This window comes from Pseudomonas fluorescens (genome assembly GCF_001307275.1).
In the GTDB taxonomy this organism is placed as follows: Bacteria; Pseudomonadota; Gammaproteobacteria; order Pseudomonadales; family Pseudomonadaceae; genus Aquipseudomonas; species Aquipseudomonas fluorescens_AA.
In genome coordinates, this window is sequence record NZ_CP012831.1 from 1,199,622 (window position 1) to 1,222,858 (window position 23,237).

Below are 23,237 nucleotides of genomic sequence, written 5' to 3' on the forward strand. Positions count from 1 at the left end.
ATGCGTATCAGGTTTTTAGGAGCGCTGTAATGCCTGACATCTATCACTTCTTCCAGCAGCTGGTTAACGGCCTGACCGTTGGCAGCACGTATGCCCTGATCGCCATCGGCTATACGATGGTCTACGGCATCATTGGAATGATCAACTTCGCCCACGGCGAGGTGTACATGATCGGCTCCTACGTGGCGTTCATCGCCATCGCCGGGCTGAGCATGATGGGACTCGACAGTGTCCCGCTGTTGATGACCGCGGCGTTTCTCGCGAGCATCGTCGTCACCAGCTCCTATGGCTACAGCATCGAACGGATCGCCTACCGCCCCCTGCGCGGCAGCAACCGTCTGATCCCGCTGATCTCCGCCATCGGCATGTCGATCTTCCTGCAGAACACGGTACTGCTTTCGCAAGACTCCAAGGACAAATCCATTCCCAACCTGATCCCGGGCAACTTTGCCATCGGGCCAGGCGGGGCACATGAAGTGCTGATTTCCTACATGCAAATCGTGGTGTTCGTGGTGACCCTGGTCGCCATGCTCGGCCTTACGCTGTTCATCTCCCGTTCCCGCCTCGGCCGCGCCTGCCGCGCCTGTGCCGAGGACATCAAGATGGCCAACCTGCTGGGCATCAACACCAACAACATCATCGCCCTGACCTTCGTCATCGGTGCGGCCCTGGCGGCCATCGCCGCGGTGCTGTTGAGCATGCAATACGGCGTGATCAACCCCAACGCCGGCTTCCTCGTGGGCCTGAAGGCCTTCACCGCCGCGGTACTGGGCGGCATCGGCAGCATCCCCGGGGCGATGCTCGGCGGGTTGGTGCTGGGCGTGGCGGAAGCCTTTGGCGCCGATATCTTCGGCGACCAGTACAAGGACGTCGTGGCGTTCGGCTTGTTGGTTCTGGTTCTGTTATTCCGGCCGACCGGCATCCTGGGCCGCCCGGAGGTTGAGAAAGTATGACTAGGCATCTCAAATCGGCGCTTTTCAGCGCCCTGCTGGTCTGGGCCGTGGCCTACCCGGTACTGGGTCTTAAACTGACCATCGTCGGCATCAACCTGGAAGTGCACGGCACCAGCCCGGCGATCCTGGCGACCATCGCCGTGTGCTCGCTGCTGATGTTCGTGCGCGTGCTGTTCAGCACACAGATCAGCGCGGCGTGGAAGTCTTCGCCCGGCCTGCCGGTGATCCCGGCCAAGGCCAGCCACTTCCTGACCCTGCCGAGCACCCAGCGCTGGATCGTGCTGGGCCTGATCGTCGTGGCCCTGGTGTGGCCGTTCTTCGGCTCTCGCGGCGCGGTGGACATCGCCACGCTGATCCTGATCTACGTGATGCTGGGCCTGGGCCTGAACATCGTCGTAGGCCTGGCCGGCCTGCTGGACCTGGGTTACGTCGGTTTCTACGCCGTCGGCGCCTACAGCTACGCGCTGCTGTCCCACTACTTCGGCCTGAGCTTCTGGATCTGCCTGCCCATCGCCGGGATGATGGCCGCCACCTTCGGTTTCCTGCTGGGTTTCCCGGTCCTGCGCTTGCGCGGCGACTACCTGGCGATCGTGACCCTGGGTTTTGGCGAGATCATCCGCCTGTTCCTGCGCAACCTGACCGACATCACCGGTGGCCCGAACGGCATCAGCAACATCGAGAAACCGACGTTCTTCGGCCTGACCTTCGAACGTAAAGCCGCCGAAGGCCTGCAGACCTTCCACGAGTACTTCGGCCTGGAATACAACTCGATCAACAAGGTGATCTTCCTCTACCTGGTTGCCCTGCTGCTGGCCCTGGCCGCGCTGTTCGTCATCAACCGCCTGCTGCGCATGCCGATCGGCCGCGCCTGGGAGGCACTGCGTGAAGACGAAATCGCCTGCCGTGCCCTGGGTCTCAACCCAACCGTGATCAAACTGTCGGCCTTTACCCTCGGCGCTGCGTTCGCCGGTTTTGCCGGCAGCTTCTTCGCCGCTCGCCAAGGCCTGGTGACGCCGGAATCCTTCACCTTCATCGAGTCGGCGATCATCCTCGCCATCGTGGTGCTGGGCGGGATGGGCTCGCAGTTGGGCGTGATCCTGGCGGCGATCGTGATGATCCTGCTGCCGGAAATGATGCGTGAATTCAGCGAATACCGCATGTTGATGTTCGGCGCCTTGATGGTGCTGATGATGATCTGGCGTCCTCAAGGTCTGCTGCCTATGCAACGCCCCCACATGGAGCTGCGCAAATGAGCCGCGAGATCCTGAAAGTCGAAAACTTGAGCATGCGCTTCGGCGGTTTGCTGGCGGTCAACGGCGTGGCCCTGACCGTGAAAGAGAAGCAAGTGGTTGCCCTGATCGGGCCGAACGGCGCGGGCAAGACCACCGTGTTCAACTGCCTGACCGGCTTCTACCAGCCCACCGGCGGCACCATCCTGCTGGACGGCGAGCCGATCCAGGGCCTGCCCGGCCACCACATCGCCCGCAAGGGTGTGGTGCGTACCTTCCAGAACGTGCGGCTGTTCAAGGACATGACGGCGGTCGAGAACCTGTTGATCGCCCAGCATCGTCATTTGAACACCAACTTCTTTGCCGGCCTGTTCAAGACCCCGGCGTTCCGCAAAAGCGAACGCGAGGCCATGGAGTACGCCGAGTACTGGCTGGACAAGGTCAACCTCACCGAGTTTGCCAACCGTACCGCCGGCACCCTGGCCTACGGTCAGCAACGGCGCCTGGAAATCGCCCGTTGCATGATGACCCGTCCGCGGATCCTCATGCTCGACGAACCGGCCGCCGGCCTGAACCCGAAGGAAACCGAAGACCTGAAGGCCCTGATCGGCGTGCTGCGTGAGGAGCACAACGTCACCGTGCTGCTGATCGAGCACGACATGAAGCTGGTCATGAGCATTTCCGACCACATCGTCGTGATCAACCAGGGCACGCCCCTGGCCGACGGTACGCCGGAACAGATCCGCGACAATCCTGAAGTGATCAAAGCCTACCTGGGGGAAGCGTAAATGCTGCAGTTCGAAAACGTTTCCACCTTCTACGGCAAGATCCAGGCCCTGCACAGCGTCAACGTCGAAGTCCGCCAGGGCGAAATCGTCACGCTGATCGGTGCCAACGGTGCCGGCAAATCCACCCTGCTGATGACGCTCTGCGGTTCGCCCCAGGCCCACAGCGGCAGCATCCGCTACATGGGTGAGGAACTGGTGGGCCAGGACTCGGCGAAGATCATGCGCAAGAGCATCGCCGTGGTACCTGAGGGCCGTCGGGTATTTGCCCGACTGACCGTGGAAGAAAACCTCGCCATGGGCGGATTTTTCACCGACAAGGGCGACTATCAGGAACAAATGGACAAGGTCCTGCACCTTTTCCCACGCCTGAAAGAACGCTTTACCCAGCGCGGCGGCACCATGTCCGGCGGTGAACAGCAAATGCTCGCCATCGGCCGTGCGCTGATGAGCAAACCCAAGCTGCTGCTGCTCGACGAGCCTTCCCTGGGCCTGGCACCGATCATCATCCAGCAGATCTTCGACATCATCGAGCAACTGCGCAAGGATGGCGTGACGGTGTTCCTGGTGGAGCAGAACGCCAACCAGGCGCTGAAAATCGCCGACCGGGCGTACGTGCTGGAGAACGGCCGGGTGGTGATGCAAGGCACCGGCGAAGCCCTGCTGACCGACCCGAAAGTGCGCGAGGCGTATCTGGGCGGTTGAGTCTGTCACAGTAAAAGAAACGGCCTTCGGGCCGTTTTTTTTTGCCCGGACCGCCCGCAATCCCCTGTGGCGAGGGAGCTTGCTCCCGCTGGGCTGCGCAGCGGCCCCAAGATTTTGCGGTTGCTGCGCAACCGAGCGGGAGCAAGCTCCCTCGCCACGGGTTTTGCAGTGCATAAAAAAATCGAGAGTCCGCTGTAACGCTTTCCCACCTCCCTTCTCTAGTTCAGCAGACCGGCGCTAACGCCGGTTCATTTCCCTGAAGACTGGAGAATCACCATGACTGCTTCGACCCGTACCCTGTCCGCCGCTGCCTTGGTCCTCGCCCTGGGTTCTGCCCTGAGCATGACAGCCGTCCCGACCGTTCACGCAGCCGACGACACCATGGAAAAATGCTTCGGCGTCGCCCTCAAAGGCAAGAACGACTGCGCTGCCGGCGCCGGCACCACCTGCGCCGGTACCGCAAAAATGGACTATCAGGCCAACGCCTGGAAATCGGTCCCGAAAGGCACTTGCACCACCATGGAAAGCAAAACCTCCCCCACCGGTTTCGGCCAGCTCGAAGCGTTCAAAGCCAAGTCCTGATCGCATCTGCCTGAGGCCTGCCACCATGTTGGATACCCTTTCTCTCGCCACCGATAGCCGGCTGCCGCCAAGGGCAGGGCTGGGGCTCAAGAGTGCGCATTTTCGTGAGGTACTCCAGACCCGACCGGACCTGGGTTTCTTCGAGGTGCACGCGGAAAACTACATGGTGGCCGGCGGGCCGCTTCATCACTTCCTGGGGCTGATACGCGAACAATATCCGCTGTCGTTGCACGGCGTCGGCCTGTCGATCGGTGGGGAGGGGCCGCTGGACGTTGCGCATTTGCAGCGCCTGGCCGCCTTGATCGAGCGCTATCAGCCCCAATCCTTTTCCGAACACCTGGCCTGGTCCAGCCACGGCCCGGTGTTCCTCAATGACTTGCTCCCCCTGGCTTATGACGAAGCAACCCTCGACCGGGTCTGCGAACACGTCGACCAGGTGCAGTCCAGCCTCAAGCGCACGCTGTTACTGGAAAACCCGGCCACCTACCTGGCCTTTGAAACCTCGACCTTCGACGAGCCACAGTTCATGAGCGAAGTGATCCGTCGCACCGGCTGCGGCCTGCTGCTGGATGTGAACAACGTCTACGTTTCGTGCATCAACCATTGCCGCGATCCATTGGCCTACCTCGACGCCCTGCCTCTGCATGCGACCGGCGAAATTCACCTGGCCGGCTTCGCCGAAGACTCCGACAGCCTCGGCGAGCGCCTGTTGATAGACGATCACGGAGCACCCGTCGACCACGCGGTCTGGCAACTGTATCTCCAGGCACTGGAGCGGACCGGGCCAGTCGCCACCTTGATCGAGCGCGACAACCACATCCCCGCATGGGAAGTGCTGCTGGCCGAAGCACGCCAGGCCGATCAACTGTTGAGCGCCGCCGGAGCCCGGCCATGAGCAACCAGCACGCATTTGCCGCCGCCCTGCTCGACCCGCGCAAAGCGTGTCCGCCGGGCCTGGTCAGCGCCAATGGGGCGGCCCCGGAAAGCCGTTTCGCGGTGTACCGCAACAACGTGCTCTGCTCATTGATCAACGCCCTCGCCGACAACTACCCGGTGGTGGTGCAACTGGTGGGCGAGGAATTCTTCCGGGCCATGGCCGGGGTCTATGTCCAATCGACGCCGCCGCGCAGCCCGGTGATGAACGACTACGGGGGCGACTTTGCCGAGTTCATCGAACACTTCGAGCCCGCCGCCAGCGTGCCTTACCTGACGGACGTCGCCCGGCTGGAGCGACTGCATGTGCAAGCCTGGCATGCCGCCGACGCCAAGCCCATGGCGCAAGAACGAATCGTGGCAGCGCTGTCATCCCCAACGCTGACGGGGCACCTGAAGATCGGGCTTCACCCGTCACTGCGGCTGCTGCAATCCCCCTACGCCGTGGTGACGATCTGGGCCGCCCATCAGCACCAGGCGCCCGTACCGTTCGAAACGTTTCCCGCGCAAAACGCCTTGGTGCTGCGCAACGGCCTGGAGGTGGAGGTGTTTGCGATCAGTCGCGCTGCCCATGGGTTCATCGCAGCCCTGCAACAAGGCTTTTCCCTGACGGCTGCCATCGAGGCCTCAATCGATCTTGACCTGGAACACACCCTGGCGGGGCTCATCCGCCACCAGGCCATCACCCATCTCCTAGCCGAACAGGTATCTCCATGAACGCCCTGATTGCCAGTTTCATTCAATGGCTGGAGAAAATCCCCCACAGCCTGATCGCCTTCGTCGCACGCTTCTCGATTGCCGCCGTGTTCTGGAAATCCGGCCAGACCAAAATCGAAGGACTGGCCATCGACCTGTTCGACGGCACCTTCCAGATCGGTCTGCCGCGACTGGCAGACTCGACCATTCCACTGTTCAAAAGCGAATACGCCCTGCCGCTGCTGTCGCCGGAACTGGCCGCGCACCTGGCGGCCACTGCCGAGCATGTCTTCCCGGTGATGATCCTGCTTGGCCTGGCGACACGCTTTTCAGCGCTGGCCTTGCTGGGGATGACCTTGACCATCCAGGTGTTCGTCTACCCGGACGCCTACCCGACCCATGGCACCTGGGCGGCGGTCTTGCTCTACCTGATGGCCCGTGGACCGGGAGTGTTGTCGATCGATCACCTGATAGCCAAGCGTTACGCCCACGGCTGAACACAGATCCCTTGTGGGGGCGAGCTTGCTCGCGATAGCGGTGGGTCAGCTTGCACAAATACCGGATGTACCACCGCCTTCGCGAGCAAGCTCGCTCCCACAAGGGATATCAAATGACCGGGTTATCGCTGTAGCCGATCCAACGCCTCGCCACTGCGCTTGAACCAGTCGATCAAATAGTCGGCCAGCACCTGGGTGCGCTTGGGCAGGCCACCCTGGTACGGGTGCACCAGGTACATCGGCATGCGCCGGGTCTGGTAGTCGCGCAGCAGCCAATGCAGGCGTCCATCCGCCAACGCTTCATGCAGCAGGTACGACGGCAGCCGGGCGATTCCGGCACCGGCCAGGGCGGCTTTTTTCAGCAGGCTGTAGTGATTGCTGGCGAACGGCCCCGACACTCGGACCCGCAACAGTTCGTGTTGTTGGTGGTAAAGCCATTCTTCCCGGCCGCTGTAGTGGCTGTTGAGCAAACAGCGGTGCTCGGCCAGGGCCTGGGGCGTCTCAGGCTCGCCGTAGTGTTCGAGGTAGGCCGGGCTGGCGCAGGTCATTTCGTGCCACGCCAACAATGGCCGGGCCACCAGCCGCTCATCGATGGCGGCGTCGGAGCGGATCGCCAGGTCGAAACCATCGCGGCTCAAGTCACGGTAACCGTTGTTGAGCTCCAGTTCGATCTGCACATTGGGGTACGTGCGAGCGAACTCCATCAGCAAGCCCTCGAAGAAGGTTTCACCCAACGAAACCGGAACCGTCATACGCACCGGTCCGGAAATGTCATCCTTCAACCGAGCCAATGCCTGACGCGCCCTTTCCACCTGCACCAGCAGCGCCTGGGCCTGAGGCAACAGCGCCGCCCCTGCCGCCGTGAGGCTCAAGCGCCGTGTGGTGCGTTGCAGCAACACCACCGAAAACCGGCTCTCCAACAGGCTGATGCGCTTGGACAACTGGCCCTTGCTGCACCCCAATTGCTGGGCCGCCAAGGTAAAACTGCCGGCCTCCATCAACACGGCGAACGCCGCCAGGTCATCCATTTCGCTCATTGGATTGTTTCCAAATGAAAACCAAAGGTTGCCTATTAGCACGATTATCAATGGAAAGAACCCCTCTAGACTGAAAACTCGTTCAACCCATTAAGGAACAGCTCATGAAAATCCTCTTGATCGGCGCCAACGGCACCATCGGTTCGGCCATTGATAAAGAACTGTCGCCCCGCCACGAAATCGTTCGGATCGGCCGCCACAGCGGTGAATTGCAGGTGGATATCAGCGACAGCGCCTCGATTCGCGCCCTGTTCGAGAAGACTGGCCGTTTTGACGCCCTGGTCTGCGCCGCCGGCAACGTCACCTTCGCGCCCCTGGCCGACATGACCGAAGACAGCTTTGCCTTGGGCTTGAAAGACAAGCTGATGGGCCAGGTCAACCTGCTGCTGATCGGTCGCGAATTCGCCAATGACGGCGCATCCTTCACCTTCACCACCGGCGTGCTCAGCCACGACCCGATCAAGAGCGGTGCTTCGGCGGCCCTGGTCAACGGCGCCCTGGACAGTTTCGTGCGCGCCGCGGCAATCGAGTTGCCACGGGGCCTGCGGGTCAACTCGGTGAGCCCGAACGTGCTGCTGGAAGCCATGGGCAAATACGCGCCTTATTTCCGTGGCTTCAAACCCGTCCCCGCAGTGGATGTGGCATTGGCCTACGCCAAGAGCGTCGAAGGCCTACAAACCGGTCAGACCTTTCACGTGGGCTAACACCCCTTGTGATGCAGGATCAGTCTGAGTAACGTGGCGGCACTTGTCTGGAGACCCAATGATGCGTGCCGCCCGCTCCCTGCTGTTTGTCGCCCTCCTGCCGCTGTTCACCGGCTGCCAATTGCTCGACACCCCACGTCAGAGCGCCTCCCACGCCGGCCAGACACGCCTGCAGGGCGAACTCACGGCGGCCGATGGCAAACTGGTGTTCCAGCCATGCCAGGAACAGCGCCGCTACATCGTCAACGACAGCGGTGGCACCAGCGTGCTGCAACAGGCCGCCAGCCTGGCCGATGACCAGGGCAAACTGTTTGCCGACGTACGTGGCCGTATCGTTTCCAGCGCAGCGGCCGGCACCGACAGTCAGTTGGACATTGAACAGCTGTATCGCCTGGAACGCTCGGGAACAGCTTGCGAAGACGTCGACTTCAAACGCGTGATCCTGCGCGCCGCGGGACACAGCCCGGAATGGACGCTCAAGGCCAGTGGCAAGGGCCTGGTGCTGGATCGCGAAGGCCAGCCGCCGCTGGCGGTGCCTTACGTCGAGGAGCAATTGGGCGATGGCCGCTTCAACCTGGGCACCGAGGCCAACGGCCAGAAAGTCGAGCTGTGGGTCACACCTGCGCGTTGTGTCGACAGTGTCAGCGACAGCGTGCAACACATGAGCGCCGAGTTGCGGGTCAACGGCCAGGTCCAACGCGGCTGCGCCTACTTCGGTGGCGCGCGCGACGACTGATTCACAGCTTTTGGCTTATAATCGCCGGTTCACGCCCTGGTGCAGTTGTGCATCCCGCGAACCGGACCCCGCCATGTTACGAATCACCGAACTCAAGCTGCCAATCGATCACCCCGAAGAAGACCTGCGCCCTGCCATCGTGCAGCGCCTGGGCATCGCCAGCGATGACCTGCTCGACTTCACCCTGTTCAAGCGCAGCTACGATGCGCGCAAGAAATCCTCCGAACTGTGCTTCATCTACACCATCGACCTGACGGTGCGTGATGAAGCCAGCCTGCTGCGCAAGTTCGCCGATGACCGTAACGTCAACGAGGCGCCGGATGTCAGCTACAAAGTGGTGGGCCAGGCACCGGCCGACTTGAGCGAGCGGCCGATCGTGGTCGGCTTCGGCCCGTGCGGGATTTTCGCCGCCCTGTTGCTGGCGCAGATGGGGTTCAAGCCGATCATCCTCGAACGTGGCCCGGAAGTGCGCCAGCGTACCAAGGACACCTGGGGCCTGTGGCGCAAAAGTGTGCTCAACCCCGAGTCCAATGTGCAGTTCGGTGAAGGCGGCGCAGGGACGTTTTCCGACGGCAAGCTCTACAGCCAGATCAAGGACCCGAAATTCCTTGGCCGCAAGGTCCTGCACGAATTCGTCAAGGCCGGGGCGCCGGAAGAAATCCTCTATGTCAGCAAGCCGCACATCGGCACGTTCCGCCTGACAGGCGTGGTGGAAACCATGCGTGAGCAGATTCGCGCCCTGGGCGGCGAAGTACGCTTCCAGCAGCGGGTCACCGATGTGCTGATCGAGGACGGCCAACTGGTCGGCGTCGAACTGGCCGGCGGTGAACGCATTCATTCGAAACACGTGATCCTGGCCCTCGGCCACAGCGCCCGGGACACGTTCCGTATGCTCCACAGCCGTGGCGTGTATATGGAAGCCAAGCCGTTCTCGGTGGGTTTCCGCATCGAACACCCGCAATCGCTGATCGACAGCGCGCGCCTGGGCAAGTACGCCGGCCATCCGAAACTCGGCGCCGCCGACTACAAACTGGTGCACCACGCCAAGAATGGCCGCTCGGTGTACAGCTTCTGCATGTGCCCGGGTGGCACCGTGGTAGCGGCGACGTCCGAGCCGAACCGCGTCGTCACCAACGGCATGAGCCAGTATTCGCGCAATGAGCGCAACGCCAACTCTGGCATCGTCGTCGGCATTACCCCGGAAGTGGATTATCCGGGTGGCCCGCTGGCCGGCATCGAGTTGCAGGAACGCCTGGAGTCCCACGCGTTCGTGCTCGGCGGCAGCAACTACGAGGCCCCGGCGCAACTGGTGGGCGATTTCATCGCCGGCAAGCCGTCTACGGCACTGGGCAGCGTCGAACCTTCCTACAAGCCTGGGGTGTCCCTGGGTGATCTGGCCCTGGCCTTGCCGGACTTCGCCATCGAAGCCATCCGCGAAGCCTTGCCGGCGTTCGAGAAACAGATTCGCGGCTACTCGCTGCACGACGCCGTGCTGACCGGCATCGAAACCCGCACCTCATCGCCCCTGCGCATCACCCGCGACGAATCGCTGCAGAGCCTGAACGTCAAGGGTCTGTTCCCGGCGGGTGAAGGCGCCGGTTATGCGGGCGGGATCCTGTCGGCGGGGGTGGACGGGATCCGGATTGCCGAGGCCGTGGCGCGGGACATTCTCGGTCTCGAAGCCTGACAGTTGGCCCTGTGGGAGCGAGCTTGCTCGCGATGGCGGCCTGGCATTCAACACAGATGTTGACTGATCCACCGCTATCGCGAGCAAGCTCGCTCCCACAGGGGATCAGGGTTTTCAAGATTCAGATATTGGCCCGCAACACACTCTCTGGCAGTGCCGCGCCCCGCTCCACACTCGCCGCTACGATGTCCATCAGCCCGCTCAACTCATAGCCTTGGGCCTTGAGCCATGCCGGGTCGTAATAGGTCGTGGCGTAGCGCTCGCCGCCGTCACACAAGATCGCCACGATCGACCCCGACTCCCCCGCATCCGCCATCTGCCGGGCCGCCATGAGCGCGCCGATCAGGTTGGTGCCGCTGGACCCACCGACCCGTCGTCCCAGACGCTCGGCCAGGTAATGCATGGCCGCCAGCGACAAGGCGTCCGGCACCTTGACCATCGCATCGATGACGTTCGGCAGGAACGACGCTTCGACTCGCGGCCGGCCGATACCCTCAATGCGTGAACCGCAATCCAGGCGCAGGCTGGCGTCGCCACTGCGGTAGTAATCGAAGAACACCGAACGCTCGGCGTCGGCACACAGCACGCGGGTGCCATGCTGGCGGTAACGGACATAGCGTCCCAGGGTGGCCGTGGTGCCGCCGGTGCCGGGGCTGGAAATCAACCACGTGGGCTCCGGATGCCGCTCGAAGCGCATCTGCTGGAAGATCGATTCGGCAATGTTGTTATTGGCCCGCCAGTCCGTGGCACGCTCGGCATAGGTGAATTGGTCGATGAAATGCCCGTCATGCTCGCGGGCCAGGCGCTCGGATTCGGCGTAGATCTGCGTAGGATCATCCACCAGGTGGCTCTGGCCGCCATAGAAAGCGATCTGTGCGATTTTTTCCCTGGAGGTGGTCGCCGGCATCACCGCAATGAACGGCAGGCCCAGCAACCTGGCGAAGTAAGCCTCGGAAATCGCCGTCGAGCCGCTGGAGGCCTCGATCACTGGCGCACCGGGCTTGAGCCAGCCGTTACACAACGCATAGAGAAACAGCGAGCGGGCCAACCGATGCTTGAGGCTGCCGGTGGGATGACTGGACTCATCCTTGAAGTACAACTCGATGCCCGGCAGACCAGGCAGCGGCAGCGGAATCAGGTGGGTATCGGCGCTGCGCTGGAAGTCTGCCTCGATGATGCGGATCGCTTCACGGGCCCACTGGCGGTGGTCGTTCATGGTGTGTTTGCTCACTGATCGTGTTCGGCGTGGGGAGATCACGCGGTCGTGCAGGCACGGCTTGAGTTCGGAAAAACCAGACGCCACCTTAGGAAAAAACCGACATCACGCACAGGTACAGCTAAGGTCCAATATGGTCCGTAACTGCCGACTGCGTGGCGCAGGCCTTGTAACGCCATATAACAAAAAAGAATATAACTTTTGTTTTAACAACTAACAGTACGGGTTAGGGTGTGCCATCTTTTTGATTCGATACATGGAGAGCGATCGTGGCTCTACGCAATTCTCTGACACGTTTTTTTCAACTGGAGGCTGCCAGCGGCCTGCTGCTGATCGCTGCCGCCGTACTGGCCCTGGTCATCAACAATTCACCGCTGTCCTGGTTGTATAACGGCCTGCTCGACACCCCGGTGGTCGCCCAGGTGGGCGCCCTGAAGATCGCCAAACCCCTGCTGCTGTGGATCAACGACGGCCTGATGGCGATGTTCTTCCTGCTTATCGGTCTCGAAGTCAAACGTGAAGTCCTCGACGGGCAACTATCAAAGCCATCGCAAATCGTCTTGCCGGGCGCGGCGGCGATTGGTGGCATGGTGGTGCCGGCGCTGATCTACTGGTTTCTCAACCGCGATAACCCGGCCGCCCTCGCCGGCTGGGCGATTCCGACGGCCACCGACATCGCCTTCGCCCTCGGCGTGCTGGCCTTGCTCGGCAAGCGGGTGCCGGTGTCGCTCAAACTGTTCCTGATGACCCTGGCGATCATCGATGACCTGGGCGCCATTATCATCATCGCCATCTTCTATTCCGGCGCCCTGTCGACCTTGTCGCTCATGCTGGCAGCCGCCTGCATCGCCGTGTTGGTGGCGATGAACCGGATGGGCGTGATCAAGCTCGGGCCCTACATGGTCGTGGGCCTGATCCTCTGGGTCTGCGTGCTCAAGAGCGGTGTCCATGCCACGCTGGCCGGGGTAACCCTGGCGTTCTGCATTCCGCTGCGCACGAAAAACGCCGAGACTTCGCCGCTGCTCTCCTTGGAACATGCCCTGCATCCCTGGGTGGCCTATGGCATTCTGCCGCTGTTCGCCTTCGCCAACGCCGGCCTGTCCCTGAGCGGCGTCACCGTCGAGAGCTTCACCCATGACGTGCCGATGGGCATCGCCATCGGCCTGTTGCTGGGCAAGACCGTCGGCGTCTTCGGCCTGACCTGGCTGGCTGTGAAAATCGGCATCGCCAGCCTACCCGCCGGCGCCAATTGGGGCCAGGTACTGGGCGTGGCGATCCTGTGCGGGATTGGTTTCACCATGAGCCTGTTCGTCGGCTCCCTGGCGTTCGAGCCGGGTGTGAGTGACTACGCTGGCATGGACCGGATGGGGATCCTCACGGGCTCTATCCTGGCGGCGTTGCTGGGTTATGCGGTGACGGCGGCGGCCAGTCGCAAGCGGGCTGCGTTGTCTTCCTGATACTTTCCAACACGACAGATCGCTACATCGTTTCGGTGTAGCAATCTGTCTTTAAGTCGAGTCGGGGCCTCGATATCCGTCCCTATCGGTATTTAGGAAAGTAGCAATTAATGAACAAGTAGAAGTAGGGTTGGTGTGTATATCCGTTTCTGCGGTAACGGCTGCTGACGGTTCCGCTCTTACAGCGGGTCACTTTTGGAAGAGCGCCAAAAGTAACCAAAAACGCTTTGCCCCACCACTCGGTGCCTCGCCTAGGCTCGGCATGCCCGAACGAAGGCATTGCTCCGTGGGCCGCCGCGAAGGGCCATCCATGGCCCAGCGCGGCTAACCCGGCATCCATGCCGGGTTGCCCACTACGCAATACCTTCGTTCAGCCAGCGTGGTTAATGGGGCGCCGAGATCAACATCTAAAGCAAAGCAAAGCAAGAGCAAGAGCAAGAGCAAGAGCAAGAGCAAGAGCAAGAGCAAGAGCAAGAGCAAGAGCAAGCATCTAAGTTGAATAGCAACTATCGCGAGCAGGCTCGCATCAAGTTCTCAGCGAGCACAAAACTTATATAAAACATAGAACCATTGTGGGAGCGAGCTTGCTCGCGATGACGACAGCAGGTCCAACATCTATGTAACTGAACTACCGCTATCGCGAGCAAGCTCGCTCCCACAGGAGAAACGCGGTCCCACCCCAACCAGGCCGGCTATAAGGCCGCCTCGCTTCGGCTTTTGATCTGGGGCGCCCCGTTAACCACGATGGCCGAACGCAGGCATTGCGCAGTGGGCACCTCGGCATGGATGCCGAGGTAGCCGCGCTGGGCCATGGATGGCCCTTCGCGGCGGCCCACGGAGCAATGCCGAAGTGAGGGCATGCCGAGCCTAGGCGAGGCACCGAGTGGTGGGGCAAAGCGTTTTGGTTACTTTTGCGCTTTTCAAAAGTGACCCGCTGTAAGAGCGGAACCCTAAGTAGCCGTTACCGCAGCAATGGATATACACACCAACTTAAGAGTCCCGCCCGTACACCAAGGTATTGATCGGCAAAGGATCTTACCCACTCCGGCTTAGTGCGATACGCGACTCGTACCACCCACAGTGGAAATACGAACCCGCTCACCCACACGGAACACCTCGTTTTCCTGAACCTGCTGCACATAGGCACGCATGCTGCCGTCATCTTCACGAACGGTAATTTCAACACCCTGGGTGCGGGTCAGGCCCTCTTCAGTGGCGGAACCAATCAGGCCACCCGCCACGGCGCCGATCACGGCAGCGACGATGCTGCCACGGCCACCACCGATGGCACTACCGCCTACACCACCGACAACAGCGCCGGCCGCACCGCCGATAGGGGTCTTGGTGCCTTCGATCTTGACCGGACGCAGGGATTCGATGGTCCCCATGCGAATCGTCTGCACGCGACGCGCTTCGTCACGGGAGTAGGAGTCACCGGTCAGGCTCGACTGACAGCCAGTGAGCAACATCGCCATCGTGGAAAAGGAAGCAACCAGCAAAACAGACTTACGCATAGCATCAACTCCAAAAGACAGGGATTCATTAAACTCCGCAGCTTGACGCCTGTCACGGCCTCGCCGGGATAAAATTGTTTTCATTCAGGTGGGATACAGGCGCGCCCGAAAAATTCACCAAACAGTAGCGTCAATTTCCGAAACCTGCGTCATCAACCCTGGAATTTTTCATGGATTATTTCATTATCGTCGCCACCACCGTGGCCGGTTTGTACTTCCACTGGTGGCTGTACGCGCGGATCAAACGCTGGGTGGATCGCGATCTGGCGCTTTCGCTGGCGGGGCCGGATGGGCAGAAGAAAACCTACATGCTGCAACAATTGGCCCGTGCCCAGGCACAAGGCATCAAGCGCCGAGACCTGCCGCAATGGCTCCAGACCGCCGCGGCAGCTTATCCCGATGCTAAGGCGCCAGACGCTCGCGAGTCCACTGCGCCCCTTGCAGGCGATAGTTGAGGCGATCATGCAGGCGGCTCGGACGGCCCTGCCAGAACTCGATGCGTTCGGGCAGCAGGCGATAACCGCCCCAATGCTCGGGACAGTGTGGCTGGCTGTCGCTGAAGCGCTGCTCGGTGGCCTTGAGCAGGTCTTCCAGTTCGTCGCGCCCGGCAATCACCCGGCTCTGGGGTGAAGCCCAGGCACCGAGCCGGCTGCCCAGCGGACGAACCTGGTAATAAGCGTCCGATTCTTGCGCCGTGACCTTGACCACTTTGCCTTCGATGCGTACCTGGCGTTCCAGGGCCGGCCAGAAAAACGTCATGGCCGCGAATGGATTCGCAGCCAGTTGCTGGCCCTTGGCGCTGTCGTAGTTGGTGAAGAACGTGAAGCCCTGGGCATCCAGGCCCTTGAGCAGCAGGATCCGGCAGTGCGGACGTCCCTGCGCATCCACCGTGGCCAGGGTCATGGCGTTGGCCTCCACCGGGGCCTGTTCGGTCTTCACCGCGTCGGCGAACCATTGGTGAAACAGGGCGAACGGCTCGGCCGGGGCTTGCGCCTCGGTCAAGCCTTCGCGGGTGTAGTCGCGGCGCATATCAGCCAGCGGTTGGGTCATGGCGCATTCCTTGTGTTAGCCCATCACTGCTTCGGGGTATCGGCGGCCGCGACTTTCTTGGTATCGGTAGCGGCTTTGGCCGGTTGAGGCTTCTTCGCTGGGGTAGCGGGCTTGGCCGCGACCTTCTTTGCAGGCGCCTTGGTCGCAGCTTTTTTGGCCGGTGCTTTCTTGGTCGAGGCTTTGGAGGTCGAGGCCACCGCTTTTTTAGCCGCAGGCGCAGGCGCCGCGGCAGTAGACTTCACATCCTGGGCCGCAACCATCGTCACTGGGGCCGGGGCCGGCATGTTGTACTTGCTCAGCAGCGCAACCATGGTGTTGGCCGGCGTGACCAGCAATTCCACACGACGGTTCAAGGCGCGGCCCTCAACGCTGTCGTTGGCCGCACGTGGCGCCACGGCGCCCATGCCGCGCAGCATCAGGCGATCACGTTGCAGGCCGCTGAGGCGGAAAATCGCCGCCACGGACTGGGCACGCTCCTGGCTGAGCTTGAGGTTGGCCGGTGCGGCGCCCGAGGTGTCGGCGTGACCAAGGATCAGCACGGCGGTCTTCGGGTCGGCTTCAAGGATCTTCGCCACGCGGGTGAACGGGCCGAGGGTCACGGGCAGCAGCATCGCCGGACGGTCCGGGTTGAAAGAGCCGTCCACGGGCGCGGTGACCACCAGCACATTATCGCGGCGCTCGAGTTCGAGCTTGCTGTCCTGGATCGCCGTGCGCAGCTTCGGCTCGTAGTCGTCGAGCCAGGCCTGGGTGACTTTCGGATCGGGCATCGGCACCGCCTTGGCGGTTTCCTGGTCCTTGCCGCCGAACGGCCACCACCACTTGCCGTTGCTCTCGGCTTCGGCCTTGGCAACAGCTGTCGGCGCCTTGGCCTCAGGCTTGGCTTGCGCGTCTGCCTTTGCTTCGACTTTTCTGGCAGCGTCTGCGGCGGTTTCCTCGGAAGAGAACGGCCACCACCAGTGGCTGGCGCCCTCGGCCTTGGCTTGCGGTGCGACGGCGGCAGGCTTCAGAGGCGCCGCTGGCGCCGTTTCCTTGGCCGCCACCTTGTCGGAAGAGCCGAACGGCCACCAGCCACTGCTGCCCTCGGCATCATTTTGTGGGTTTTGTGCGCAACCGGTGATAGCGAAGCACAGCGCCAGAGCGAGGGTTTTATTCGATGACATTGGATATCCACAAAATGATCTAAATGAAAAAACAAGGCCATGTTTTGGCCGCATAAACAGACGCTTCGAAACTGAAAAGGACACGAGGTTCCTGTGTCCATGGCCTTCAATGGCGTTTTATAGACAAGCGGCAAGCACCCGCGCAAGATTTTGCGCGCGCGGGTCCATCAACACGTAAGGCCCCAGCGTATTGGTCACGAAACCGAACGCTACGTCATGTTCGGGATCGGCAAACCCGATGGAGCCCCCGGCCCCTGGATGACCGAACGCCCGTGGGCCGAGGCCGTAGGTCGCGTTCGGCACATCCGGTTGGTCGAGCATGCAACCCAGGCCGAAACGGGTCTGGGTCAACAACGTCTTATCCTCGCCAAAGCTGTGCTGGCGAGTCAGTTCGTCGAGCATTTCACCTTCCAGCAGGCTGCCGTCCAGCAGCCCCGCATAGAACCCGGCCAGGCTACGGGCATTGCCGTGGCCGTTGGCCGCCGGTTGTTGCATGCGCCGCCATTCCGGCTTGTTGGTGCTGGTCATGATCGACGGTGGGTTGGTAAAGGCACGGGTGGTCATGGCCGTCGGCTCGCGCATCGTCACCTGCAGCAGGCGCTGGGCCGCCGCATCGCCGACGTTGCCTTTGCCACGGGCGATGTGGGCCACGCGATGGAACTCGTCGTCGGCCAGGCCAACGTGGAAATCCAGGCCCAACGGCTTGGCGACCCGGGCGACGATGGACTCCCCAGGGCCACGCCCATCGGCCCGGCGCAACAGCTCGCCCACCAGCCAGCCGTAAGTGATCGCGGCATAACCGTGGCCTTCGCCCGGCGTCCACCAAGGTGTTTCGGCAGCCAGGGCATCGACCATGGCTTGCCAGTCATAAAGCGCTTCGGGCGGCAGCAATTCATGCAGCGCCGGCAGCCCCGCCTGGTGGCAGAGCAGTTGACGCAGGGTGATGGATTGCTTGCCGGCCGCAGCAAACTCTGGCCAGTAGCGGGCTACCGGGGCGTCCAACTGCAACTTGCCTTCGGCCACCAGTTGCAGGGCGGTAACGGCGGTGAACGTCTTGGTGCAGGAAAACAGGTTGGCGATGGTGTCGCTGTGCCAGGCTTCATGGCCATCCTTGTCGGCGGTACCGGCCCACAGGTCGATCACCGTGCGGCCACCCACCTGGATGCACAACGCCGCGCCGCGCTCCTGGGGATCATCGAACAGCGCCGCGAACGCTTCACGCACCGCCTCGAACTGAAGTTCGTAATGGCCTTGAATTTGCACCCGTAACTCCCTTGAAACAAAGACTTTTCAGAGTGGCTGGCATTGTTTCAGGCATTAGGTCATTTGGGAACCGCTACAGGACGGCTGGCTAAGCATGCCCCTGTGGCAAGAAGAACCTGTGGGAGCAAGGCTTGCCCGCGACGAGGCCTGTGAGGTCTTTCTGAAACCCTGGTGCCTTCATCGCGGGCAAGCCTTGCTCCCACAAATACATTGCTTCACCGTGAAATCGCAGCAGCCTCAGGTAATCTCCCGCCGAAACGGCGGCAACGCATTGAGGATCGCCTTGCCATAGCGCTGGGTGACCAGCCGTCGGTCAAGCAAGGTGATGGTGCCGCGATCCTCTTCGGTACGTAGCAAGCGGCCACACGCCTGGACCAGCTTCAGCGAAGCGTCCGGCACGGAGATTTCCATGAACGGGTTGCCACCGCGGGCCTCGATCCACTCGGCCAACGCCGCCTCCACGGGGTCGTCAGGAACCGAGAACGGGATCTTGGCAATCACCACGTGCTCGCAATAGGCACCGGGCAAGTCCACGCCTTCGGCGAAGCTCGCCAGGCCGAACAGCACGCTGGAGTCCCCACCATCGACCCGTGCCTTGTGCTTGTTCAGTGTTTCCTGCTTCGACAGGTTGCCCTGGATGAACACCTGCTTGCGCCAGTCCCGGTCAAGGCCATCGAACACATCCTGCATCTGTTTGCGCGAGGAAAACAGCACCAGCGTGCCCCGTGAGCCTTCCACCAGTTCCGGCAGATCGCGGATGATCGCCGCGGTGTGAGCGGCGGCATCCCGTGGGTCGGCCTTGAGGTCGGGCACCCGCAGCACGCCGGCGTCTGCGTGATGGAAGGGGCTCGGGACCACGGCGGTCACGGCTTTCTTCGGCAAGCCGGCGCGCATGCGGAAGCGATCGAACGTGCCCAGGGCGGTCAGCGTGGCGGACGTCACCAGCGCGCCATAGGCCACGTTCCACAGGTTGCGCCGCAGCATTTCCGCCGCCAGGATCGGGCTGGCATTGACCTCGATGTCGAACAGCGAACCGCTTTCGGCCAGGGTCAGCCAGCGCGCCATCGGCGGGTTGTCTTCCGGGTCTTCGACGGTGAATGCCGTCCACAGCTCCCAGTTGCCCTGGGATCGGGACAACAGGCTACCGAACAGCGGGTACCACTCCTCGGCCTGGTTGCTGGCGATACCGATGTTGACCTCGCCGTCCATGCCTTCCTTGAGCAGGTCGGTCAGGCGCGTGAACAGGTCGGTCAGGCGCGCGAAACCTTTCTTGAGCTCGATGCCCATTTCGCGCATGTGTTCAGGAATCACTCCGCCAACGAAGCGATGGCGTGGCCGCTCGCGGCCCTCGACGTCTTCGCCGGGCTTGAAATCGGCCACTTGCTCACACGCAGTGAACATGAACTGCTGGTTCGTCTTGATTTCCCGAGCCAGCTCCGGCACCTGCTCGATGAACTTGCCCAGGTCACCCGGCAACGGATGCTGGGCCAGCAGCTTGGTGAGGTTCTTGGCGGTGGTTTCCAGCCAGTCGGCGGTGGAACGCAGCCGGGTGTAATGGGCGAAATGGCCGATGGCCTTGTCCGGCAGGTGATGGCCTTCGTCGAACACGTAGATCGTGTCGCGCGGGTCCGGCAGCACCGCACCGCCGCCCAGGGCCAGGTCGGCCAGGACCATGTCGTGGTTGGTGACGATGACGTCGACCTTGCCCATGCCTTCGCGAGCCTTGTAGAAGGCGCACTGGCCGAAGTTCGGGCAATGGCGGTTGGTGCACTGGCTATGGTCGGTCGTCAGGCGGGACCAGTCGGCGTCTTCCAGGGCCGTGGACCAGCTGTCGCGGTCGCCGTCCCATTTATTGCCGGCCAGCTTCTCGATCATGCTGGTGAACAGCTTCTGGCTGGCTTCATCCACCTCGATCTTGAAGCCTTCTTCTTCGAACAACTGGGCCGTGGCTGTCTGCGCGTGGCCTTCCTGGAGCAACATGTCGAGCTTGGACAGGCACATGTAGCGCCCGCGCCCCTTGGCCAGCGCGAACGTGAAGTTCAGCCCACTGTTGCGCATCAGGTCGGGCAGGTCCTTGTAGACGATCTGTTCCTGCAGGGCGATGGTGGCCGTGGCGATCACCAGGCGCTTGCCGGCGGCCTTGGCGGTGGGAATCGCCGCCAGGCTGTAGGCCACGGTCTTGCCAGTACCGGTGCCGGCCTCCACCGCCACCACGGCAGGCTCGCCGCTGCGCCGGCCTTCGTCGTCGGTGTCGATGTCACCCAGGACTTTTGCCACTTCGGCAATCATCAGGCGCTGGCCATATCGCGGCTTGAGGCTCTTGGCTTCGAGAAAACGCGAATAGGCGCCCTGGATCGTGGTTTTGAGTTCGGTGCTGATCATGAATGGTCGGGCGCTAAAAACGCTGGATAAATTTTCAGTGGTTCGGATCGGCGGCTATCATACCCCGCTAATGAATCCTGCGCAGAACGGAGTAACCCAATGACACCCTTTGCCCTTGTCTACACCCTGCATTTACTGGCGGCCCTGGTCTGGGTCGGCGGCATGTTCTTCGCCTGGATGATCCTGCGCCCCGCCGCAATGACGGCGCTTGAGGGCCCTGCCCGACTCACGTTGTGGGTAGAAGTGTTTCAGCGTTTTTTCGTCTGGGTCTGGGTCGCGGTCGTACTTTTGCCGATCAGCGGCGTAGGCCTGATCCATCTGCGCTTCGCCGGTTTCGAAACCGCGCCGCGTTATGTGCAGGTGATGATGGGGTTGTATGTGGTGATGACGGCGCTGTTTATCCGTATCCAGGGCTTGCAACTGCCCGCATTGCGTAACGCCGTGACGGCACAGGACTGGCCGACGGGTGCGGCGGTGCTGGGGAAGATCCGGCGGTTGGTGGGAATCAATCTGTTGATCGGGTTGCTGGTGGTGGCGATTGGCGCGGCGCGGCCGATGTTCTGAAAATCACATAAAACCCTGTGGGAGCGAGCTTGCTCGCGATGGCGGCACGTCGGGCAATACTTGATCGACTGACACAACGCCATCGCGAGCAAGCTCGCTCCCACAGGTTCAGATCAGATTTTTCGTCAGAACCGCTGCACCGTCACCGCCCCCGCCGCTCCGGCAGGCCCAGGCTGGCCATCGGCGCCAGGACGGCCGCTTTTACCGCCATCGGCGGTATAGACCAGGCACCCCTTGGCCTTGCCTCCCGCCCCGGGTTTGCCGCCGTGTCCCGCCGCGCCACCGGCACCGCCGTCCACCGTCACTTTGATCTGTTCGGCGGGATACTCACGAGGCACTTCGAGGCGCACCAGCGCACCGGCCGCACCCGGTTGCCCATCGCTGCCGTTACTGCCGTCGGCACCACGACCGGCCGAACCCCAAGTGCAACCCGGCGCCTGGCCATTGGCACCGTCAAGACCGACGAAACCCGGTGCACCGGTGCCGCCCCGGGCGTCCACCGACAACAACGGCGCATTCAACACCTTGAAACGCAGGTTGAGATCACGCCCCGGCCGCGCGGCCTTGGTATAGGTCCCCGGTGCACCGCGGGAAGTGATCTGGCTGCCCTCGGCCAATTCAGCCTGGGCCACTTTCATTTCCAGTACCTGCTGCGCCGGCACGATGGCGATCCGCGCTTCACGTCCCAGGTGCAACTGGTCGATGGTCAATTCAGTGACATTGGAAGGCACCAGCAGTGTGCCGTAATCGGCCACGTCCAGTCGTTCCAGGGTCAGGGTGCTGGTGGTGTTGGGCAGGCGCATCAACGAATGGCCTTCGACCTGGAGCACCTGGGCCGAAGCCCATGGGCATACGAGTGCGGCAAGCAGACACAATTTACGCATGGGAAGCCTCTGGCGCGGTCGGGAGGGTTTGCAGGTGGAAGATGCCGAACAGCAGCACTCTGAGGCGATCGCGGCCAGGCGCGGGGCGGCCACGGAAACTGGCCCGGAACACCAGCAGCTCCAGCAAATGGAGTACCAGCAAAAACCCGCCGGCGACATTGACCAGCAGATGCAGCGGATGGACGAACGGCACCACCAGATTGACCAGCACCACCAGCCAGAACAGCAGGGTCAGCAAGCGCCCCAGCCCCCAAAACACCTTCATACGCCCCCCTGATCGAGCATTATTCTTTGCCCGCACAGTAACGGCTTGCGCGCAGGATAAGCCAGGGGGTCCGGTAAATTTAATCTAACCCGGGCCCTGGCCCACCGGATCGCCCTCCCGACGACCCGGCAGCCCTGGGCCGCGCCTCAGCGCTGGATATGCAATTCAACCCGACGGTTCTGCGCCCGCCCTTCGTCGGTCTCATTGTCGGCCACCGGCTCGCTTTCACCCTTGCCTTCGCTGGTGAGTTTGCCGGGGGCCAGCCCCTGGGTCAGCAAATACTCCACGACGCTGCTGGCCCGACGTTCGGACAGCCCTTGGTTATAGGCATCAGTGCCGACACTGTCGGTGTGGCCCACCACGCGGATGCTGGCGACATTGGCATGGCTGAGTTTGCCCATCAGCCCATCGAGCTGGCTTCGAGCGTCTGCGGTGAGGTCGGATTTGTCGAAATCGAACAGCACCTTGCCCGCGTCGTTGAGGGTGATGACCTCGCTCGCCGGTGCTTGCGGTTCGACCGGTGGCGCACTGGCCGGGTATTGCGGCAGCGGGCAACCGTGATGTTCGACAGGGGTATTGGCCGGGGTATCGGGACAACGGTCGCGGCGGTCGAACACGCCGTCGTCGTCTTCATCGCCATCCTGGGCGTAGCAGATCAAGCCACCGCCCAGCAGCCCCAATGCAGCGCCGCCGGCGGCCCAACCACTGCTTTCAATGGCCCCCAACCCGCCGCCGACGAGGCCGCCGATCAGGCTACAGACTGGCCAGGTGCGTTGATTGAGGGGTGCGCTGCCGTCGCTGTGAGTGGCGCAGCCAGACAACAGACTGCTTGCCAGCAGTACCGGTAAGGCGGCCCTGATTAGAACGTTCATGGTGAAGGCTCCTGTGTCACCGGCCCATACCGGTCACACAGGAGTAAAGACCCGCATCCGCAACTC

The 23,237-nt window shown here is 62.2% G+C and carries 24 protein-coding genes; 14 read left to right on the forward strand and 10 right to left on the reverse strand.

The window, feature by feature from the left end:
- Positions 1-29 precede the first annotated feature (29 nt).
- The 8 genes from livH (at position 30) to AO356_RS05370 (ending at position 6,380) form a co-directional block, all read left to right on the forward strand.
- Positions 30-953 (forward strand): high-affinity branched-chain amino acid ABC transporter permease LivH, encoded by a 924-nt coding sequence (gene livH, locus AO356_RS05335; RefSeq protein WP_060738894.1) that lies wholly within the window; start codon positions 30-32, stop codon positions 951-953.
- Positions 950-2,206 carry a high-affinity branched-chain amino acid ABC transporter permease LivM gene (locus AO356_RS05340; protein ID WP_060738895.1) on the forward strand — a complete coding sequence of 419 codons (1,257 nt, stop codon included), beginning with the start codon at positions 950-952 and terminating at the stop codon, positions 2,204-2,206. The genes livH and AO356_RS05340 overlap by 4 nt, the downstream gene beginning before the upstream one ends.
- Positions 2,203-2,970 (forward strand): high-affinity branched-chain amino acid ABC transporter ATP-binding protein LivG, encoded by a 768-nt coding sequence (livG, locus tag AO356_RS05345; protein ID WP_060738896.1) that lies wholly within the window; start codon positions 2,203-2,205, stop codon positions 2,968-2,970. The genes AO356_RS05340 and livG overlap by 4 nt, the downstream gene beginning before the upstream one ends.
- A complete protein-coding gene (locus AO356_RS05350) occupies positions 2,971-3,672 on the forward strand; it encodes an ABC transporter ATP-binding protein (protein ID WP_060738897.1) in 702 nt (233 codons plus the stop codon).
- Positions 3,673-3,948: 276 nt separating this feature from the next.
- The gene (locus AO356_RS05355; RefSeq protein WP_060738898.1) at positions 3,949-4,254 is read left to right on the forward strand and encodes a DUF2282 domain-containing protein; all 306 of its coding nucleotides are present in this window, start codon (positions 3,949-3,951) and stop codon (positions 4,252-4,254) included.
- 25 nt (positions 4,255-4,279) lie between these two features.
- The gene (locus AO356_RS05360; protein WP_060738899.1) at positions 4,280-5,149 is read left to right on the forward strand and encodes a DUF692 domain-containing protein; all 870 of its coding nucleotides are present in this window, start codon (positions 4,280-4,282) and stop codon (positions 5,147-5,149) included.
- Positions 5,146-5,904: a DNA-binding domain-containing protein gene (locus AO356_RS05365; RefSeq protein WP_060738900.1), complete on the forward strand. Its 759-nt coding sequence runs from the start codon at positions 5,146-5,148 to the stop codon at positions 5,902-5,904. The genes AO356_RS05360 and AO356_RS05365 overlap by 4 nt, the downstream gene beginning before the upstream one ends.
- Positions 5,901-6,380 (forward strand): DoxX family protein, encoded by a 480-nt coding sequence (locus AO356_RS05370; RefSeq protein WP_060738901.1) that lies wholly within the window; start codon positions 5,901-5,903, stop codon positions 6,378-6,380. The genes AO356_RS05365 and AO356_RS05370 overlap by 4 nt, the downstream gene beginning before the upstream one ends.
- A 122-nt stretch (positions 6,381-6,502) precedes the next feature.
- Here AO356_RS05370 and AO356_RS05375 read toward each other — a convergent pair whose 3' ends face one another.
- Positions 6,503-7,417, reverse strand: coding sequence for a LysR family transcriptional regulator (locus AO356_RS05375; protein ID WP_060738902.1), 915 nt, complete (start codon positions 7,415-7,417; stop codon positions 6,503-6,505).
- A gap of 104 nt (positions 7,418-7,521) precedes the next feature.
- On the opposite strand from AO356_RS05375, the gene AO356_RS05380 reads away from it, so the two are divergent.
- The 3 genes from AO356_RS05380 (at position 7,522) to AO356_RS05390 (ending at position 10,544) form a co-directional block, all read left to right on the forward strand.
- A complete protein-coding gene (locus AO356_RS05380) occupies positions 7,522-8,121 on the forward strand; it encodes a short chain dehydrogenase (RefSeq protein WP_060738903.1) in 600 nt (199 codons plus the stop codon).
- Between the two features lie 61 nt (positions 8,122-8,182).
- Positions 8,183-8,857 carry a COG3650 family protein gene (locus AO356_RS05385; RefSeq protein WP_060743073.1) on the forward strand — a complete coding sequence of 225 codons (675 nt, stop codon included), beginning with the start codon at positions 8,183-8,185 and terminating at the stop codon, positions 8,855-8,857.
- 73 nt (positions 8,858-8,930) lie between these two features.
- Positions 8,931-10,544, forward strand: coding sequence for an NAD(P)/FAD-dependent oxidoreductase (locus AO356_RS05390; protein ID WP_060738904.1), 1,614 nt, complete (start codon positions 8,931-8,933; stop codon positions 10,542-10,544).
- Positions 10,545-10,665: 121 nt separating this feature from the next.
- Here the strand turns inward: AO356_RS05390 and AO356_RS05395 are convergent, their stop codons facing one another.
- Positions 10,666-11,760: a PLP-dependent cysteine synthase family protein gene (locus AO356_RS05395; protein WP_060738905.1), complete on the reverse strand. Its 1,095-nt coding sequence runs from the start codon at positions 11,758-11,760 to the stop codon at positions 10,666-10,668.
- Between the two features lie 269 nt (positions 11,761-12,029).
- Between AO356_RS05395 and nhaA the strand changes: the two genes are divergently transcribed.
- Positions 12,030-13,217, forward strand: coding sequence for a Na+/H+ antiporter NhaA (gene nhaA / locus AO356_RS05400; RefSeq protein ID WP_060738906.1), 1,188 nt, complete (start codon positions 12,030-12,032; stop codon positions 13,215-13,217).
- A 1,049-nt stretch (positions 13,218-14,266) separates the two neighbouring features.
- On the opposite strand, the gene AO356_RS05410 is transcribed toward nhaA, so the two are convergent.
- Complete coding sequence (locus tag AO356_RS05410) at positions 14,267-14,731, reverse strand: glycine zipper 2TM domain-containing protein (protein ID WP_024776354.1); 465 nt, start codon at positions 14,729-14,731, stop codon at positions 14,267-14,269.
- Between the two features lie 170 nt (positions 14,732-14,901).
- Here AO356_RS05410 and AO356_RS05415 point away from each other — a divergent pair, with 170 nt between their 5' ends.
- The gene (locus AO356_RS05415; RefSeq protein WP_060738908.1) at positions 14,902-15,186 is read left to right on the forward strand and encodes a hypothetical protein; all 285 of its coding nucleotides are present in this window, start codon (positions 14,902-14,904) and stop codon (positions 15,184-15,186) included.
- Here AO356_RS05415 and pdxH read toward each other — a convergent pair.
- The 4 genes from pdxH to dinG form a co-directional block, all read right to left on the reverse strand.
- Complete coding sequence (pdxH, locus tag AO356_RS05420) at positions 15,134-15,781, reverse strand: pyridoxamine 5'-phosphate oxidase (protein ID WP_060738909.1); 648 nt, start codon at positions 15,779-15,781, stop codon at positions 15,134-15,136. The two genes, AO356_RS05415 and pdxH, sit on opposite strands and share 53 nt — an antisense overlap.
- 23 nt (positions 15,782-15,804) lie before the next feature.
- Complete coding sequence (locus AO356_RS05425) at positions 15,805-16,941, reverse strand: OmpA family protein (protein ID WP_060738910.1); 1,137 nt, start codon at positions 16,939-16,941, stop codon at positions 15,805-15,807.
- A gap of 117 nt (positions 16,942-17,058) precedes the next feature.
- Entirely contained in the window at positions 17,059-18,204 is a 1,146-nt protein-coding gene (locus tag AO356_RS05430; protein WP_060738911.1) for a serine hydrolase domain-containing protein, read from the reverse strand.
- A gap of 237 nt (positions 18,205-18,441) precedes the next feature.
- Positions 18,442-20,586, reverse strand: a complete 2,145-nt coding sequence (gene dinG, locus AO356_RS05435; RefSeq protein ID WP_060738912.1) for an ATP-dependent DNA helicase DinG — start codon at positions 20,584-20,586, stop codon at positions 18,442-18,444.
- Between the two features lie 99 nt (positions 20,587-20,685).
- Between dinG and AO356_RS05440 the strand changes: the two genes are divergently transcribed.
- Complete coding sequence (locus AO356_RS05440; RefSeq protein ID WP_060738913.1) at positions 20,686-21,150, forward strand: CopD family protein; 465 nt, start codon at positions 20,686-20,688, stop codon at positions 21,148-21,150.
- Positions 21,151-21,275: 125 nt separating this feature from the next.
- On the opposite strand, the gene AO356_RS05445 is transcribed toward AO356_RS05440, so the two are convergent.
- The 3 genes from AO356_RS05445 to AO356_RS05455 all read right to left on the reverse strand — a co-directional run bounded on the left by AO356_RS05445 (position 21,276) and on the right by AO356_RS05455 (position 23,171).
- The gene (locus tag AO356_RS05445; RefSeq protein ID WP_060738914.1) at positions 21,276-22,034 is read right to left on the reverse strand and encodes a hypothetical protein; all 759 of its coding nucleotides are present in this window, start codon (positions 22,032-22,034) and stop codon (positions 21,276-21,278) included.
- Positions 22,027-22,299 carry a DUF1145 domain-containing protein gene (locus tag AO356_RS05450; RefSeq protein WP_060738915.1) on the reverse strand — a complete coding sequence of 91 codons (273 nt, stop codon included), beginning with the start codon at positions 22,297-22,299 and terminating at the stop codon, positions 22,027-22,029. The genes AO356_RS05445 and AO356_RS05450 overlap by 8 nt, the downstream gene beginning before the upstream one ends.
- Positions 22,300-22,445: 146 nt before the next feature.
- Positions 22,446-23,171 carry an OmpA family protein gene (locus AO356_RS05455; RefSeq protein WP_060738916.1) on the reverse strand — a complete coding sequence of 242 codons (726 nt, stop codon included), beginning with the start codon at positions 23,169-23,171 and terminating at the stop codon, positions 22,446-22,448.
- Positions 23,172-23,237: the final 66 nt, after the last annotated feature.